At 71.2% G+C, this 16,828-nt stretch carries 14 protein-coding genes and 2 pseudogenes; 3 read left to right on the top strand and 13 right to left on the bottom strand.

Annotation, left to right across the window (positions count from 1 at the left end):
- Positions 1-22 precede the first annotated feature (22 nt).
- From OG241_RS46645 to OG241_RS46625, 5 genes are all read right to left on the bottom strand, one after another.
- Positions 23-1,369 (bottom strand): wax ester/triacylglycerol synthase family O-acyltransferase, encoded by a 1,347-nt coding sequence (locus tag OG241_RS46645; RefSeq protein WP_405824786.1) that lies wholly within the window; start codon positions 1,367-1,369, stop codon positions 23-25.
- A gap of 167 nt (positions 1,370-1,536) precedes the next feature.
- On the bottom strand, positions 1,537-3,840 hold the full coding sequence (locus OG241_RS46640) for a GH92 family glycosyl hydrolase (RefSeq protein ID WP_405826816.1): 2,304 nt from the start codon (positions 3,838-3,840) through the stop codon (positions 1,537-1,539).
- Positions 3,841-4,067: 227 nt separating this feature from the next.
- Positions 4,068-5,288 carry a glucose-1-phosphate adenylyltransferase gene (glgC, locus tag OG241_RS46635; RefSeq protein WP_405824785.1) on the bottom strand — a complete coding sequence of 407 codons (1,221 nt, stop codon included), beginning with the start codon at positions 5,286-5,288 and terminating at the stop codon, positions 4,068-4,070.
- 53 nt (positions 5,289-5,341) lie between these two features.
- Positions 5,342-6,511: a glycogen synthase gene (gene glgA / locus OG241_RS46630; RefSeq protein WP_405824783.1), complete on the bottom strand. Its 1,170-nt coding sequence runs from the start codon at positions 6,509-6,511 to the stop codon at positions 5,342-5,344.
- A gap of 37 nt (positions 6,512-6,548) precedes the next feature.
- Positions 6,549-7,292: an IucA/IucC family C-terminal-domain containing protein gene (locus OG241_RS46625; protein WP_405824782.1), complete on the bottom strand. Its 744-nt coding sequence runs from the start codon at positions 7,290-7,292 to the stop codon at positions 6,549-6,551.
- Positions 7,293-7,519: 227 nt separating this feature from the next.
- Here OG241_RS46625 and OG241_RS46620 point away from each other — a divergent pair, with 227 nt between their 5' ends.
- Complete coding sequence (locus tag OG241_RS46620; protein ID WP_405824781.1) at positions 7,520-8,647, top strand: DMT family transporter; 1,128 nt, start codon at positions 7,520-7,522, stop codon at positions 8,645-8,647.
- On the opposite strand, the pseudogene OG241_RS46615 reads toward OG241_RS46620, so the two are convergent.
- Both OG241_RS46615 and OG241_RS46610 read right to left on the bottom strand, forming a co-directional pair.
- Positions 8,637-9,356: pseudogene (locus tag OG241_RS46615) on the bottom strand (M23 family metallopeptidase); the annotation flags it as partial. The gene OG241_RS46620 and the pseudogene OG241_RS46615 overlap by 11 nt on opposite strands.
- A 168-nt stretch (positions 9,357-9,524) precedes the next feature.
- A pseudogene (locus tag OG241_RS46610) lies at positions 9,525-9,686 on the bottom strand (transglycosylase family protein); the annotation flags it as partial.
- 472 nt (positions 9,687-10,158) lie between these two features.
- Between OG241_RS46610 and gndA the strand changes: the two are divergent.
- Complete coding sequence (gene gndA, locus OG241_RS46605; protein ID WP_405824779.1) at positions 10,159-11,598, top strand: NADP-dependent phosphogluconate dehydrogenase; 1,440 nt, start codon at positions 10,159-10,161, stop codon at positions 11,596-11,598.
- A gap of 437 nt (positions 11,599-12,035) precedes the next feature.
- Here gndA and OG241_RS46600 read toward each other — a convergent pair whose 3' ends face one another.
- From OG241_RS46600 to OG241_RS46585, 4 genes are all read right to left on the bottom strand, one after another.
- Complete coding sequence (locus OG241_RS46600) at positions 12,036-12,701, bottom strand: aspartate/glutamate racemase family protein (protein ID WP_405824778.1); 666 nt, start codon at positions 12,699-12,701, stop codon at positions 12,036-12,038.
- 73 nt (positions 12,702-12,774) lie between these two features.
- On the bottom strand, positions 12,775-13,119 hold the full coding sequence (locus OG241_RS46595) for a GNAT family N-acetyltransferase (RefSeq protein WP_405824776.1): 345 nt from the start codon (positions 13,117-13,119) through the stop codon (positions 12,775-12,777).
- Positions 13,120-13,180: 61 nt separating this feature from the next.
- Positions 13,181-13,600 (bottom strand): aspartate 1-decarboxylase, encoded by a 420-nt coding sequence (panD, locus tag OG241_RS46590; protein WP_405824774.1) that lies wholly within the window; start codon positions 13,598-13,600, stop codon positions 13,181-13,183.
- A 212-nt stretch (positions 13,601-13,812) separates the two neighbouring features.
- Positions 13,813-14,148 carry a hypothetical protein gene (locus tag OG241_RS46585; RefSeq protein ID WP_405824772.1) on the bottom strand — a complete coding sequence of 112 codons (336 nt, stop codon included), beginning with the start codon at positions 14,146-14,148 and terminating at the stop codon, positions 13,813-13,815.
- Between the two features lie 457 nt (positions 14,149-14,605).
- Here OG241_RS46585 and OG241_RS46580 point away from each other — a divergent pair, with 457 nt between their 5' ends.
- Positions 14,606-15,469 carry a DUF5937 family protein gene (locus OG241_RS46580; RefSeq protein ID WP_405824771.1) on the top strand — a complete coding sequence of 288 codons (864 nt, stop codon included), beginning with the start codon at positions 14,606-14,608 and terminating at the stop codon, positions 15,467-15,469.
- Between the two features lie 16 nt (positions 15,470-15,485).
- Here OG241_RS46580 and OG241_RS46575 read toward each other — a convergent pair whose 3' ends face one another.
- Both OG241_RS46575 and OG241_RS46570 read right to left on the bottom strand, forming a co-directional pair.
- Entirely contained in the window at positions 15,486-15,803 is a 318-nt protein-coding gene (locus tag OG241_RS46575) for a deoxyxylulose-5-phosphate synthase (protein ID WP_405824769.1), read from the bottom strand.
- Positions 15,804-15,934: 131 nt separating this feature from the next.
- Positions 15,935-16,795, bottom strand: coding sequence for a helix-turn-helix transcriptional regulator (locus OG241_RS46570; RefSeq protein WP_405824768.1), 861 nt, complete (start codon positions 16,793-16,795; stop codon positions 15,935-15,937).
- Positions 16,796-16,828: the final 33 nt, after the last annotated feature.

Below are 16,828 nucleotides of genomic sequence, written 5' to 3'. Positions count from 1 at the left end.
CCCGCGACGATCATGACGCAGGTCACAGGGCGCAGGCGGCGACCAGTGTCTCCACCTCGGCGGCCAGCGCGGCGGCGAACCGATCGAGGTCCGGGACGGCTTCCGCGTCCGCGACGAGCCCGAAGTGGACCTGCCCCCGGTAGGTGGAGATGGCGACCGCCAGTGACTGGCCCTGGGCGAGCGGGGCGAAGGGGTAGACCTCGGTGAGCGGGTTGCCGCCGAGCCTGAGGCCCAGGCTGGGCAGCGGCACGCTGGTGACGAGGATGTCGAACCAGAGCCGGGCGGCCTGCTTGACCAGCGGCCCGCCGAGCCGGTGCGCGAGCGCCGGCACATGGTCGGCGAGCAACGCGATCGCCCCCGCACCCCGCTCGGGCCCCGCCTCCTTGCGGCGGTCCATGACCATGCGTACGGCGTTGAGGCGCCCCAGCGGGTCGGGATCGTTGACGGGCAGCCGCATCAGGTACCCGGAGAGCCTGTTGCCCTGCGGATGCGCGGTGCGCGGACGCCGCTTGGAGACGGGGATCAGCGCACGCGGCGCTACTCCCTCGCTCCCGTCGCCGCGCTCGTCGAGCCAGCGCCGCAGGGCTCCGGAGACGACGGCGATGAGTACGTCGTTCACGGTACCGCCGACGGTCTTGCGCACGATGTGGACGTCGTCGAGGTCGAGAGCGACCCCGGCGGTGCGGCGGGTGCCCGTGGACTCGGCGACGAGCGCGGCCGACGAGCGGGGGTTCAGGTTGTCCAGGCCGGAGAGGGCGACGGAGGCCCCGATGTCGAGGGCGCGGCCCACGTCCGACAGGGCGCCGCGCACCAGGCCGGGCAGTCTCCGCACGTCCGGGAAGAGGCCGGCGGAGGGCTGTTCGGGGCGCGGGCGCGGCGCGGGCAGGTCGAGGGGGTCCATGACGCCGGCGGCGAGGGTCAGTGCGCGCAGACCGTCGGCCAGGGCGTGGTGGAACTTGAACAGCACGGCGAAGGAGGTGCCGTCCTCGCCGGGCAGCACATGGGCCTCCCAGGGCGGTCGACCGCGTTCGAGCGAGCGTTCCATGAGACGTCCGGCCTCGGCGTGGAAGTCGGCCGTCGGGGCGTGCAGCCGGACGTGGTCGAGCGGGTCGAAGTCCGGCGCCGGCTCGCGGGTGGCACCCCCGAAGGCCAGCGGGAACAGGGGCCGCCAGACGTCCCGGATGCGCATACGCAGTCCGGGTACGGCGACGGCGCGGGCGGCGAGCAGATCGGCCGCGTGGGCCCCGGCGGTGGGCGAGTGGGCCGAGAAGACCCCGAGGGCGCCCAGGTGCATGGGGTGCAGATCGGAGTCGATGTTCCAGAACGCCAGGTCGAGGGGGGCGAGCAGGTCCGAGGTCTCAGAGGTCAAGGGATCGCTCTCGCGTCGACGACGGGTGAGTCAGCAGTCAATCTCTCGCGGGCGATTACGGTCAAGTACGATCAAGCTACGCTCAGTTAACAACGCGTTACGTCCCGCCGCCACGGAAGCGGCGGGACTTCGGTAACTCACAGCGTTGCCAAGGGCCGCGGGGGTGCCTATGTCAGGGCCGGCGGCGCCGCATCCTCGCCGGTACCCCACCCGGACGGCTCCGGGCCGACCGTGAAGTCGAGCGAGCGGGCGCCCCTCAAGAGCCCGCTCGTCACATACGTACGGCTGTACGAGGAGCCGTCGACGGCCACCGACTGGACGTACCGTCGGCTGTCCGACGTACCCGGTGCCGTCACCGTGAGGGCGCCGAGGGGGTAGTAGCGGGGGTCGAGGGTGAGGTCGATCCGGTCGAAGACGGGTGTGGACAGTCCCCAGGTGTCGTAGCCGGGCTGCACCGGGAAGATCCCGATCGCGGACAGGACATGCCAGGCGGACATGGTGCCCAGGTCGTCGTTGCCGGTCATCCCGGTCGGGCCGTCCGTGTAGAGGGTCATGGCGGCGTGCACGACCTCGGTCGTCTTCCAGGGCTGGCCGGTGGAGAGGTAGGTGTACGGGGCGGTCAGGTCGACCTCGTTCTGCGGGTTGTACTTGTCCGCGTTGTAGTAGGCGTACGGGCCGTTCACCCACACCTCGCGGGCCGTCCCGGCCGGGTCCGCCGTCAGTTTGTCGTAGGCGAAGAAGGCGTCGAGCCGCTCGTTGGCCGCCTGTCTGCCGCCGAGCAGGTCCACCAGGCCCGGCAGGTCCTGCGGAACCAGCCACTGGTACTGCCAGGCCGTGCCCTCGTGGAACCCCTCGCCCTTCGCCGGATCGGGGTCGCCCGCGAAGGCGCCCGAGCCGTCCCGGGGCCGGAAGAAGCCGGTCGAGGCGTCGAAGACGTGCCGGTAGTTCTGCGCCCGGGCCGCGTAGCGGTCGGCGTCGGCGTCGTGGCCCAGCTCGCGTGCCATCCGGGCCAGCATCGCGTCGGACAGGGCGTATTCGAGGGTGACGGACGCGCCCCAGTGGTAGTCCGAGTCGCCGGGCTTGGTGCGCGGGCGGCCCTTGAGATAGGGCGCGTAGCCGTTCTCGATGTACTCCTGGTTCGCCTCGCGCCCGAGCATGGGCAGGGCGGCGGGCGGCACGCCGTCGGCGTTCTTCCTCAGGGCGCGGTAGGCCCGCTCCTCGTGGCCGTGCAGCAGCCCCTGCTGGTAGGCGTGGGTGAGGAACGGGGTGACCGGGTCGCCGGTCATGATGTTCGTCTCGACCGTGCCGTAGCCCCACTTGGGCAGCCAGCCGCCCTCCTCGTCGATCTTCAGCACCGAGAGCGCCATGTCCCGGGCCTCGCGGGGCGCGAGCAGCGACAGGAGCTGCGCCTGGGTGCGGTATGTGTCCCACAGGGACCAGTTCTGGTAGTACGTGAAGTCCCGCGCGCGGTGGGTCTTCAGGTCCCAGCCGGTGTAGCGGCCGTCGGCGTCGCTGCCGGTGTTGGGCGCGAGGAAGCTGCGGTAGAGGGACGAGTAGAAGGTCCGGCGCAGCGTGTCCGAGCCGCCGGTCACACCCACGTCGTCGAGGCGTGCCTCCCAGGCGTCCCGGGCCGCCTCCCGCACCTCGTCGAACGGGCGTCCGCCCTCGGCGCGCAGGTTGCCGGCCGCGCCGTCCGCGTCGACGTACGACAGGGCGGTGGTCGCCTCGACGGTACGGTCCCCGTCCGTCGTGTCGAAGCGGACGTAGGCGCCGTCGCCCCCGGTACGGGAGCCGCCGGTGACCGTGGTGCCGTCCCAGGTGCCGTACTCGGTGAAGGGCCGGTCGAAGCGGGTGACCGTGTGGACGGTGTACGGCTTGGTGCCCCGGCAGAAACCGGAGCCCGTGATCGTCGTGCGCACGGTCCGGTCGTCGAGGATCTCGACCTGGTTCGCCACCTTCGTGTGCAGCGACTGGCCCGCGTTGAGCAGCACGTTGGCCTGGGTGGTCGCCGGGAAGGTGTAACGCTGGACGCCGGTGCGGGCGGTCGCCGTCAGCTCGGCGTCGATGCCCGATTTCAGGCCGACCCGGTAGTAGCCGGGGCTCGCGGACTCGGTGTCGTGGGTGAACTCGGTGGCGTAGGCCGCGTAGTCGGTGCTCGTGATGTCGCCGGTGGTGGGCAGGACGGGCAGGTCGCCGCCAATGCGGCAGCCGACGCCGGAGAGGTGGACGAGAGAGAAGCCCCGGATCCGGGGCTGGGAGTAGCGGTAGCCGGTCGTGTGCCCGGTGTCGGGCGAGAGCTGCACCATCCCGAAGGGCACGGTCGCGCCGGGGAAGGTGTTGCCCTCGTTCTCCGTACCGATGAACGGGTTGACGAGGTCGGTGAGCCGCTCGTCACGGGCTTGGGCGGCCGGGGTGGCGAGCGCGCCCGCGAACAGGGCGGCGGCCGTCACCACCCCGGCGGTACGCAGCATCCATCTCACAGGAAAGACCTCCGTACGGTCGGGTCGGATGCCCGGGACCGTGTCCCGGATCCGTTCCTCGCCGGCCGCCGCGATCCGCGCCGCGCCGCGCACGGTCACCTCGGGGCCGTACGGCAACAGCCCGTTCGGCCCACGCGCCGGACCCCGGACACGCCGTCGGCCCCGGTGAGCACGGGCTCACCGGGGCCGACGGCACAAGCCGGGCGGCGTATCCGGGGCTACGACACGTGCTGGCCCTTCCCGAGGCCGATCACACCGCCCTTGGAGACGGTGTACAGGTCGGCGTCCCGCTCCGGGTTGACGCCGATCGTGGCGCCCGGCGGGACCTCGACGTTCTTGTCCAGGACGGCCCCGCGCACGATCGCGCCCCGCCCGATGCGCACGTTGTCGTGCAGGATCGACCCCTGCACCACGGCACCCGGATCGACGCGCACCCCGGGCGAGAGGACCGAGCGCGAGACCTGGCCCCGGATCAGGCACCCCGCACTGATGATCGACTCGCTGGCGATGCCGCCGGCGTTGAAACGCGCGGGCGACAGCTGGCCGGAGTGGGTGTAGACGGGCCAGTCTCGGTTGTAGAGGTTGAAGGCGGGCCGCTCGGCGATCAGGTCCATGTGGGCGTCGTAGTACGCGTCGAGCGTGCCCACGTCCCGCCAGTAGCCCTGGTCGCGGGTGGTCTCGCCGGGGACGTGGTTCCCGCTGAAGTCGTACAGCTGGGCCTCGCCCCGGTCGGTGAGCGAGGGCAGTATCGAACCGCCCATGTCGTGCACGGAGTCACCGTCCTCGGCGTCCCGCTGCAGGGCCTCTATCAGCGCCTTGGTGGTGAAGATGTAGTTGCCCATCGAGGCGAACACGCACCCGGGGTCGTCGGGCAGACCGGGCGGGTCCAGGGGCTTCTCCAGGAAGCCCTGCACGCTCTGGCCGTCCGAGCCGGGACTGATCACGCCGAAGGACGACGACTCGGCGCGCGGCACCCGTATGCCCGCGACCGTGACCCCCGCGCCGCTCTCGATGTGCTGGTTGAGCATCTGGCGGGGGTCCATGCGGTAGACGTGGTCGGCGCCGAACACCGCGACGTAGTCGGGCTGTTCGTCGTGCACGAGGTTGAGGGACTGGAGGATGGCGTCGGCACTGCCCAGGTACCAGCGCGGGCCCAGGCGCTGCTGGGCGGGAACCGGGGTGACGTAGTTGCCGAGCAGACTGGACATCCGCCAGGTGGTGGTGATGTGGCGGTCCAGCGAGTGCGACTTGTACTGCGTGAGCACGCAGATGCGCATGATGTCACCGTTGACGAGGTTGGACAGGACGAAGTCGACCAGGCGATACGTTCCGCCAAAGGTCACCGCCGGTTTCGCGCGGTCCGCGGTCAAGGGCATCAGACGTTTGCCCTCTCCGCCCGCCAGCACGATTCCGAGCACAGAAGGCCCACCACGACGCATCGCCGCTCCCCTCACCGTGGTTGTGCACGATGCTTGCCCGTACGCCGGTCGGGCTAAGCCTGTTGACCTTGTTTGAGGATCTCCTCATAGAGTCCTGCCGTCCGCCGGGCCACCGCGTCCCAGCCGAACTCCCCCACCGCGCGCTCCCGTCCGGCGTCCCCCATGCGCCGCGCGGCCTCCGGATCACCGATCACGGAGTCCAGGGCACGCGCGAGGTCCGCCTCGAAGATCCCCGAGTCGTCGTCCAGGGACACCAGTACCCCGGTTTTCCCGTCCTCCACCACCTCGGGGATGCCCCCGACCCGGGAGGCCACGACGGGAGTTCCGCAGGCCATCGCCTCCAGGTTGACGATGCCCAGGGGCTCGTACACCGAAGGACAGACGAACACGGCGGCGTGCGTGAGGAGCTGGATGACGTCAGGACGCGGCAGCATCTGCGGGATCCAGAAGACGCCCTCGCGTACGGCGCTCAGTTCCTGGAAGAGTTCGCGGAACTCCCGGTCGATCTCCGGTGTGTCGGGGGCGCCGGCGCACAGCACGACCTGGGCCGCCGGGTCGATGTCCCGTACCGCGCGCAGCAGATGGGGGACGCCCTTCTGGCGGGTGATGCGGCCGACGAACAGGACGTAGGGCCGGTCGGGGTCGACGCCGATCCGGGTGAGGGCGTCCGTGCCGTGGTCGGGCTGGTAAAGGGTGGTGTCGATGCCGTTGTGCACGACGTGGACGGTGGCCGGGTCGAGGGCCGGGTAGCAGGCGAGGATGTCCTCGCGCATCGCCCCGGACACGGCGATCACGGCGTCGGCGGCCTCGATGGCGGTGCGCTCGGCCCAGCTCGACAGGGCGTAGCCGCCGCCGAGCTGCTCGGCCTTCCAGGGGCGCAGGGGCTCCAGGGAGTGCGCGGTCATCACGTGCGGAATGCCGTACAGGAGCTTGGCGAAGTGGCCGGCGAGGTTGGCGTACCAGGTGTGGGAGTGGACGAGTTCGCGGCCCTCGAGGGCGGCGGCGATGGAGAGGTCCGTGGAGAAGGTGCGCAGCGCGTCATTGCTCCCGTCGAGCGCCGGCCAGGACCGGTGCCGGATGACGCCGACGCCGCGGCCCTCACCCCAGCAGTGCACCTCCAGGTCGGTGAGGGCGCCCAACTCCCGGGCGAGGAATTCGACATGGACGCCCGCGCCGCCGTACACATCCGGCGGGTACTCCCGGGTCAGCAGGCCCACACGCACCCAAAACTCCCTGTCTCGGCGGTTGGTTCCCACATGGTCACCCAGATGCGGCGTCCGGGGAAGACCATGGGGTCCTGGTGAAGCAGCAGTCGCCGCAGATTCCGCCTCCGGGCACGCGGTAGTAGAGGCAGCAGCTGCGCCGCCGGAAGGCGGTGCCGGTGAGGGTTCCGGTCGGGGCGAGGCGGGGGTGGGTGAACAGTTCGACGGCCAGGGCGCGGGCCCGGGTGCCGGCGTCGGTGCCCGCCCCGCGCGGTCCGCCCGCCCAGCGGTCGAGTTCGCGGACCGCGCCGGCCAGCGCCGAGCCCGCGTTGCCCCACAGCAGGCCCTCGGCGACGCGGTAGCGGGCGTGCAGGGCGGCCGCGAGGGGTTCCAGGTGGTCTCGTACGACGAGGTCCGCGATCGTTGCCGCGTCGGCCGCTCTGGGGCGCACCGACGACAGCCACAGGTCGTCGGGGGCGGACGCGGCGGCGTCCCAGTGGAGCAGACGCGGATCGAGGTCGGGGACGCTGCCGTACAGGACGGCGCAGCCGAGGGCCACGGACCACAGTCGGGCCGCGAGCGCCTGTTGGGCGATCGACGCGGAAACCCGCAGCTCAGAGGCGCGGAGACGATCCGTGACCGTCTGGACACGAAAAGTTATGGAATCCGCGTAAACGTCCTCTCCGCGATGTGCGTACGCCTGCGCGAGTGTCGGCGGCGGATCGGCGGGGGCTCCGGCCGTGCGTAGTACGAAGAAGCCGCCGAGCGGTCGGAGCGCCGCGAGATCGGGGTCGAGGTCCACGAAAGGCAGTAGTACCAGGTCGGGCGGGAACTGTGCGCAGCCGCTGCGCCCCCGCGTCGCCCACCCTGGGGAGGACGTGCGCAGCGGTGTACTCCATCGGCAGTAGGACCCAATGAGTGCTCTGGTACGACGACAGGGGGACCGCGAGGGGGGATCGTATTGACCATGGAAGCCGACCGTTCGCCGCGCCGGGCCCCGCGCCCTCGCTGCACGCAGAGGAGTTGCTCATGAGCGCCCTCGCGTTGTCCATTCTGCTGTCGCTCGTCTCCGCTGTCGCCTACGCGGGCGGAGCGATCCTGCAGGAACGTGTCGCTGATTCCGAACACGCCCGCTCCTACGCCGCCATACGCAGGCCGGTCTGGTGGGCCGCCGTGGCGCTGAACGGGTTCGGTGGAGTGCTGCACGTGGTGGCGCTGGCCTTCGGCCCGCTGAGCGTCGTCCAGCCGATGGGCGCGCTGACCATCGTGTTCGCCCTGCCGATGGCGGCCCTGTTCGTGCGCCGCAGGGCCGGGGCGGCCGCGTGGCGGGGCGCGATCATGGCGACGCTCGGACTGGCGGGTCTGCTGTCCCTGGTCGGCACGTCCGAGGCGCAGTCCCTGGGCACCACCGAACGCGTGCTGCTGGCCGTCTTCACCGGCGCGGCGGTGGTGACGCTGATGGTGGCGGCCCGCGCCGCGCACCGGCATCCGGCGGTGCGCAGCACTCTGCTCGCGATCGCGTCCGGTATCGCCTTCGGTATGTCGTCGGTGTTCACGAAGGTGGTCGCCGTGGACTGGTCCGGTGGCCTCACGGCCGCGGATCTGCCCTCGCTGGCCCTGATCGGCGTGCTCGGTGCCTCCGGTCTGCTGCTCTCGCAGGCGGCCTACCGGGGCGGCGGCCTCACGGCCCCGCTCGCGACGCTGACGGTCGTGAACCCGGTGGTGGCGGCGGCGGTCGGCATCACGATGTTCGGCGAAACCTTCCGCTACGGCACCACGGGCACCATCCTCGCGCTGAGCTGCGGTGTGGTCGCGGCCGGCGGGCTGATCCTGCTCACCACGGAGCGGCTGCAGCACGGCGCCCACGCCCCCGCCCACGCCGACGCCCACCCGCTGCCCTCCGCCTTTCCTGCCCCTGCTTCCGCTGCTTCGGTACTCGCGGCACCGGTACCGGAGCAGGCAGGGCTCGCCCACGAGGAGGAGGCGGCGGTGACCGAGGAGCCCGCCCGGCCGATTCCGGCCGCAGCAGTGACAGCGGCACCCTCGCAGGACACGTTCGACGAGGAGCCCCTCCACTACGGAGCCTTCTACGGCATCCCTTACGTGCCGATCCCGATTCCCGCCCGGGACCGGCACCGTATGCGGGTCAAATCCTGACGCCTCCGGCCCGGAGATAGGCCACCGGGTCGATGTCGCTGCCGAAGCCAGGCCCCGTCCGCACCTCGAAGTGCAGATGCGGGCCCGTGCTGTTGCCCGTGGAACCGGACCGCCCGATGCGCTGCCCGGCCGACACCGACTGCCCGGCCCGCACGGAGATCGCGGACAGATGGGCGTACTGCGAGTAGCGCCCGTCGGCGTGCCGGATCACCACCTGGTAGCCGAAGGACCCGCCCCAGCCCGCGTCGACGACCTCGCCCACCCCGACGGCCCGTACGGAGGTGCCGGTGGGCACCGGGAAGTCGACGCCCGTGTGGTAGCCCTTCGACCAGGAGGAACCCGCCTTGTGGTACTGCGTCCCGGTCGCGGCGTTCACGGGCGAAATGAGCGTGCTGGTGGTCGGCGCCTTGGGAGCCTTCGTCGCCGCGGGCCTCTCGGCGGTGCGCGAAGGGGCCTTCTCCGGCCGGGACTTGTGGGCGGGCTTGGCGGGGGCGCCCGGTGCGGCCTTCGTACGGAGGTTCAGCCGCTGGCCGGGGACGATGAGGTCCGGGTCGGCGCCGATCGTCTTGCGGTTGCCGGCGTACAGGCGCTGCCAGCCGCCCCGGACGGCGCGGTCGTCCGCGATGCCGGAGAGGGTGTCGCCGTGCACGACCGTGTACATCTCGGCGGTGCCCGCCTGGGACTGGGGTGTGGTCTGCGGTTTCACGTCACGGACGGTCCGCTGGGACGTCCGTTCCACGCCGACCGAGTCGCCCCGGCCGCCCGCGGGGTGGATGTCCGGAGTGTCGCCGCCCCGGGTGAGGCCCGCGCGGACCGAGCAGGCGGGCCAGGCGCCGGGGCCCTGCGCCTTGAGCACCTTCTCGGCCACGGCGACCTGCTGGTCCCGGGTGGCCAGATCCGCGCGCCCCGCGTAGGCGGTGCCGCCGTACGCCTCCCAGGTGGACTGGCTGAACTGGAGTCCGCCGTAGTACCCGTTACCGGTGTTGATGCTCCAGTTGTTCGTCGACTCGCAGGCGGCGACCTTGTTCCAGGTCGCCATGTCCGCCGCGTCCGCCACTCCGGCGCCGACGAACGGGAGCGCTATACCGGCGCCACCTGCGGTGACGGTGAGAGAGGCGCGGTTGATCCTGTTCGGTTGGTACCGGCGGTGCTTGCCGCGTACGGCCATGGAAGAGCCCCCTCACCTGTGCCAGGAGCCGCAAAAGTAAACGCTGCGAACAGGCCACACAAGCGGCAAACCAGCCTCTGTGCGGCCGAAGTACGTCTGCAGTACGTCTGCGACGAGGTCGAAGTGGCCGGGAATACGGGCCGGTTGCGTAAGTGCTGAGGCAGGTGGGGGTTCTGGTGCGTATCTGCGTACGCAGGAACGGCGAACCCGGATGTGCGGTCTGCGTACGGGCACGTCAGGATGGTCCGCAAGGGCAATACTGGCGAGCACGACACGAACGGCACCACCGGTTCCAGGACCCACCGGCACCACCGTTTTCCAGGACCCACTAGGAGTCATCCGCATGAGCAACTCAGCCCAGATCGGCGTCACGGGACTCGCGGTGATGGGCCGCAACCTCGCCCGCAACTTCGCGCGCAACGGCTACACGGTCGCGCTGCACAACCGGACGGCGGCACGCACGCACGCCCTGGTCGAGGAGTTCGGGACCGAGGGCGACTTCATCGCGGCCGACACCGCCAAGGAGTTCGTGGCCGCGCTGGAACGGCCGCGCCGTCTGGTCGTCATGGTGAAGGCCGGTGAGCCGACCGACGCGGTGATCCAGGAGTTCGCCCCGCTCCTCGAGCCCGGCGACATGATCATCGACGGCGGCAACGCGCACTTCGCGGACACCCGGCGCCGGGAGCGCGACCTGCGCGAGCAGGGCATCCACTTCGTCGGCATGGGCGTCTCCGGCGGCGAGGAGGGCGCGCTGCTCGGCCCGAGCATCATGCCGGGCGGCCCGGTCGAGTCGTACGACTCCCTCGGCCCGATGCTGGAGAAGATCTCCGCGAAGGCCGAGGACGGCACCCCCTGCGTCTCGCACGTGGGTCCCGACGGCGCCGGGCACTTCGTGAAGATGGTCCACAACGGCATCGAGTACGCCGACATGCAGCTGATCGGCGAGGCGTACCAGCTGCTGCGCGATGTCGCCGGGTACTCCCCCGCGCAGATCGCCGACATCTTCCGCACCTGGAACACGGGCCGTCTCGACTCCTACCTGATCGAGATCACCGCCGAGGTGCTGTCGCACGTGGACGCGGCGACGGGCAAGCCGTTCGTGGACGTGGTGGTGGACCAGGCCGAGCAGAAGGGCACCGGCCGCTGGACCGTGCAGATCGCCCTCGACCTGGGTGTTCCGGTCTCGGGCATCGCCGAGGCGGTGTTCGCCCGCTCGCTGTCCGGGCACGCGGCGCTGCGTGAGGCCTCGCGCGGTCTGGCCGGCCCGAAGGCGACCCCGCTGAGCGAGTCGGAGGCGGCGGCCTTCGCCGACCGCGTCGAGCAGGCGCTGTACGCGTCGAAGATCGTGTCGTACACGCAGGGCTTCCACGAGATCGCGGCGGGTGGCGCCGAGTACGACTGGGACATCGACCTCGGAGCCGTCTCCGCCCTCTGGCGCGGCGGCTGCATCATCCGGGCGGCCTTCCTGGACCGTATCCGCGCCGCGTACGACGCGCGGGCGGACCTGCCGAGCCTGCTGTCGGACGACACGTTCGCGCAGGAGATCGCGGCAGCGCAGGACGACTGGCGCGAGGTGCTGGTCGCGGCGACCCGCCAGGGTGTCCCGACGCCGGGCTTCGGCGCGGCCCTCGCGTACTACGACGCGCTGCGCGCGGAGCGGTTGCCTGCGGCGCTTACGCAGGGGCAGCGGGACTTCTTCGGGGCACACACGTACCGGCGCACGGACCGTGAGGGGGCGTTCCACACCCTGTGGGGCGGCGACCGGTCCGAGGTCACTGGCTAGGTCGCTCCGCGGGCTGGCCGTTGTTGGCCGCGGGCTCGTAGGGGTTGTTCGCGCAGTTCCCCGCGCCCCTTAAGGGGGCGCGTAAGGGTGGGCGGTCGGGTTTTCCGGCCGCCCACCTGGCGTTTTCGTCCCGTCGCTGGGTCAGTACAGGGGTGGGCCCGGTTCGGGGTCGGGTACCGGCTCTGGGCCCGGAGGTTGCGGGATCGGCGACGGGTCCGGGGGCGGTACGGGAGTCGGCCCCGGGGGCTGGGGTTGCGGGTCGGGGCCCGGCGGCGGACCCGGGGTCGGGTCCGGGTAGGGGCCGGGGGTGGGGCCCGGCGGGACAGGGCGGGGATGCGGGTCCGGTTGCGTCACTGTGTCCTCCAGCCAGTGGGTGCGTCGGCTCTGGACTTCTCCCCCGCGTACCCGGCGCACGCGCCCCCACTCACTCCTTCGCGCTACGCGCGCCGGTGGGCCGGTCCGGCCGCCCGTGTCGCCGCCGCGCCCGCCGCCAGGCCCAGCCGTGGGCTGGACAGCACCGGCACCGCGGTGGTCGTCAGCGGCTGTGCCGGGGCCATGGAGGCCTGGGCGAGGATGATCGCGTCGGCGCTGTCGCCGGGGACGGAGTCCACCGCGTCGGCCACCGAACGGACGTAGCCCTCCGTGTCGCCCGCCTGGAAGAAGGCCCAGGCGCCGCCCACGAACAGGGTCCGTACGTCGGCGGGGAGCCCGGCACGACGCGCTTCCTCCTCGACGAGGGCGACCGTGGGCCCGAACGTGCTCTCCGAGGTCGCGACGACGACCACCCTCGGGCCGATGGCCACGGCCGCGGCGGCCATCGGACGGTCGACCCGCAGCACCGGCACCCCGACCTCCTCGGCGGCGGCCTCCGCGACCCCGCCGATGGAGGAGCAGGTGCAGAGCACGGCCAGGGCCCCGTCCGCGACGGCCTGTTCAAGGACGGCTCGGACATCGTCGGCCACGGCGTCGGGACTCTCGGCCCGCGCCCTGGTCAGCAGGTCCTCGTGGACGAGGTGGGCGAGGCGCAGGCCCGAGTGGTCCTCGTCGCGCAGGGCGTCGAACACCGGGACGTGGAGGGGCGAGGTGTGCAGGAGGGCGAGCACGGGTGCGGAGGGTCCCCTTGTCGGACTGTCGACTTGTCGGACTGTCGACTTGTCGGACTGTCGACGAGGTCGGTCAGAAGCGGTCGGGGTTCGCCGCGAGCCACTCCTTGGCGGCGCGGAGAAGGTCGGGGTCCGCCACCGGGGCCTCGGCGGGGTGGCGCTCGGCCCACTTCACGACGTACGGGCAGAGGGGTGCCACGGCGATGCCCTCACGGGCGGCCATGAGGTAGAGCTCGCGGGCCAGTGAGCCCGCGATGCCCTTTCCCTCGTGTGCCGGCTCGACGATCGTGTGGACCGGGACCAGCGCGCGTCCCCGCGCGGCCAGCACGAAGTACGCGATGTGGCCCACGACCTCCCCCGCCGCCACCGCTTCCAGGCGGCCCGCCGGCCGGTCGTCACGGATCTCGATGTCGCTCATGGGCACTCCTCGTCGGATCGTCACATCGCCGGACGCGCCTGCCCGCCGGCTCGCCGGCCGGTCAGGCCGTGACCGCCTGCGGGCTGCGCTCCTGGTCCGAGCCCGGCACCGGCTCGGCCGGGTCGGCGCCCAGCGCCACGACGCGGTTGCCCTGGTCCACATGGACCACCTTCGGCCGCAGCGCCCGCGCCTCGGCGTCGGTCACCTGAGCGTAACTGATGATGATCACCAGATCTCCGGGATGGACAAGGTGGGCCGCCGCCCCGTTGATCCCGACGACACCGGACCCCCGTTCGCCCTCGATGACGTACGTCTCCAGCCGGGCGCCGTTGGTGATGTCGACGATGTGCACGAGCTCGCCGGGCAGCAGGTCGGCGGCGTCGAGGAGGTCGGCGTCAATGGTCACGGAGCCGACGTAGTGCAGGTCGGCCTGGGTGACGGTGGCGCGGTGGATCTTGGATTTGAACATGGTCCGCAGCATTCTGGACTCCTGAAAGACGGCTCCCTGCCTGCTTTCTGCAGGTCAAGGGCGTTCTTCAATGTACACCGGCCCGCTTTCGCCCCGAAGCCCTTCGAACGCATCGTGCGGCGCAACCACGTGTGCCCATGCGACGCACCACGTCCAACGTGGTGCGTCGCATGGGTGTGCCCGTCCGGTGTGGGCCGCGGCCTTCTGGTCCGTGGCCTTCGGTCTCAGTAGGCCGTGCGCCCGCCGCGGGTGCCGCCGCCGTTCGTGGTCACGAAGTAGAACGTGGTGCCGTCCAGCACGTCACTGGCCACCACCTTGTAGCCGGCGTCCTCCGTGACCAGGGTCCAGTGGTCCTGGCAGTAGCCGTGAGCGGCCCAGCACACGGCCACCCACTGGTTGCCGCCGGAGTCGATCCGCAGGTTGATGTCGTTGCAGCGCGAACTCGTCGTGTAGGTGCCGCTGTAGCCGTTCGGCGGCAGACTGATCGCCACCGATCCGCCGTAACAGGTGACCGCCGCCTGGTCGGCCCCGGCGGTGCTCGCCGACGCGGTGACCGGCACCAGAAAAGAGAGGAACAGTGTGCTCGCGGCCAGTATCCCAAGCCGACGTGTACGGAAACCTCTCTCCCGTATACGACCCATGATCTGTCCTTTCCGTTCGAAGAATGGTGATCGAATTCCAGTCGCCGAATTACGGTCGCTACAGAACCGTCCCGGTGTTTCCTTTGTGGCTGGCTTGAAGGCATGTTCCCAACGCCCGACTCGGACTGTCATGCTCGTTCGATTCCAGTGAAGATTCGCAGGTGCATCTGGGGGGAGGCAGCGGATGCTCCGCTTCCATTTCACTGCCGAGGACTTGGCGCGAACCCGGGTGGCGGCCTCGCCTCATCCGTTGTGGGAGATCGCCTGCAGCCTCCACAGATTCCAGACGCGGAGCGGTAGATGGAAATACGCGGACTGGTATGAACGTGCCTGCGGAAACCTTGAGGAAGCAGGTCTCGCGCAACCGGTGAGAACGATGTTGCTGCCACTCTTCCCGCGTGCCCGCTATTTCGCCGACTTTCTCACGCCGTTCGAAGGCGTCGACGGTCTGGAGCCCGCGCTGGAGGCCATACTCGCGACACCTGACGGGCAGGTGAACCATGAGATGGCGAGGGCGGCCAGGGCGAGCCGGGTGCCGTCCTGGACGTCACGGGTCGCCGAGAAGCCGCTGCGCGGCGACCTGGTGAACCTGTTGCGCGCCTACCACCGGACAGTCATCGCTCCCCACGAGGAGGACATCCAGGAGACCTTCCAGGCGGAGCGCGCCCGTCACGCCCGGAACATGCTGGCCGAGGGAACCGCCGGACTCCTGGCCGGCCTCTCACCGGCGGTCCGCTGGCGGCACCCGGTACTGGAGGTCCCGGACTATCCCGACGAGAACGATGTGCGGCTGAACGGCCGCGGGCTGCTGCTCATCCCGTCCTACTTCTGCTGGAAGTCACCCATCGCCCTGGCGGATCCGGGACTTCCGCCGGTGCTCGTCTACTCCGTCCACCATGTACTGACGGCCGCCTGCCCCCAGAACGAGGCCGCCCTGAACGCCCTCCTCGGCCGTACCCGCGCTGTCATCCTGCGAGCCGCCGTCACCGGGGTCACCACCAGTGAGGCGGCACGCCGGGCCGGCGTCTCCTCCGGAACCGCCACCCACCACACCACGGCCTTGCGGGACTCCGGCCTCATCACCACCCACCGGAACGCCAACAGCGCCCTGCACACCCTCACCACACTGGGAGCGGCCCTTCTTGGTCGCGGAGCGGGGACCATGACGGCGGGAAGGGGTGCACCATCCGGTGAAGCCGAGGGTCGATCGGTCGACTCGGTCTACGACTGCGGGAGTTGAGCCCCGCCCGACCCCGCTACCGGACGAGCGACCTCGCGATGGGCTCGCCACTGCGTCGGGCGTACGTCATCCGCTCGCGCACCTCCCTGAGGGTGCGGGGGCGGTAACCGGGCCCACCACAGCAGCTCTTGTGGAAGCGCACGCCGGCGTGCAGCAGTACGGACAGCGTCCGCCAGGCCGCGGTGTCACGGCGACGGGGTGCGGCGAAGGCGGAGCCCACATGGATCAGCGGCTGCGCGCAGCGGGGGCAGCTCCGCTGCCTGTGCGGGTCGTAGGGCTGCTTGTACGAGGCCCGGCAGGGCAAGCAGACGTACGACGTCTTCGCGTGGGACATGCCAGCAGGGTAGGCGTCGTCCGGGCGGAACTCGACGGAGTTTCCGCGCGGGCCGCGCGCCTCCCCGGCCTGCCCTGGCCGGCCTCCGCCCCGGGCGACGTAACGCCAGGCCATCGCCGGAAGGAGCACTCCTACCGGAGGGTGCTCTCGTCGGTGGTCATGTCCTGGGTGCCGATGACGGAGAGCAGTTCCAGCTGGGCGGCGCCCTCTGTGCCGGGCGGGGCGCTGAACCACAGGAGGCGCTGGCGTCCGTCCTCGCTGAACAGGTTGTGGCAGTCGAGTTCCACGACCCCCAGGGTGGGGTGGACGATGCGTTTGTGGTCGGTCCGCCGCAGGGCCACGTCGTGCGTGTCCCACAGGGCGGCGAACTCCTCGCTCTGACGCCGTAGTTCGGCCACCATCCCGGCGACCTCCGGATCCCGGCCGCGCCGGGCCGCGACGGCCTGGAGGTCGGCGACGAAGGCCCGGGAGTGCTGCGGGTGGTCCTCGACGGGATAGAGCAAGCGGGAGTCGGGATCGGTGAACCACCGGTACACGAAGCTCGCCGCCGCACCACGTCGCGCGGGAGCGCGGCCGAGCAGCGCGGCGGCCAACTCGTTCTGTACGAGGGTCTCGTGCAGGTCGGTGATGATCTGCGCGGGCGTCGTGGTGAGCCGGTCGAGCAGGCCCAGGAGGGCAGGCTGGGCATGGGCGTTCGGGCTGTGGGCCGTCGAGGGGACGGGCCGGTCGGCAAGATGGAACAGGTGGTCGCGTTCGTCGCCGCCGAGCCGCAGTGCCCGTGCCAGCGCGGCCAGCACCTGCGCCGAGGGCTGGACATCGCCCCCGCGTTCGAGCTCCGTGTAGTAGTCCGCCGACAGCCCGGCCAGCTGGGCGACCTCCTCACGTCGCAGACCGGGGACCCTGCGGCGCGGCCCGGTGGGCAGTCCGACGTCGGAGGGCCGTACCCGGTCGCGCCGGGACCTCAGGAACGCGGCGAGTTCAGGAAGGTTCACCTTCCCATCATCACGCGCGGGGCCGGGCGCAGC

The sequence above is a fragment of the Streptomyces sp. NBC_01390 genome (assembly GCF_045040105.1).
Classification (GTDB): Bacteria; Actinomycetota; Actinomycetes; order Streptomycetales; family Streptomycetaceae; genus Streptomyces.
The sequence above is the reverse complement of the archived record's forward strand: the minus strand, read 5'-3'. Positions and strand labels throughout refer to the sequence as shown.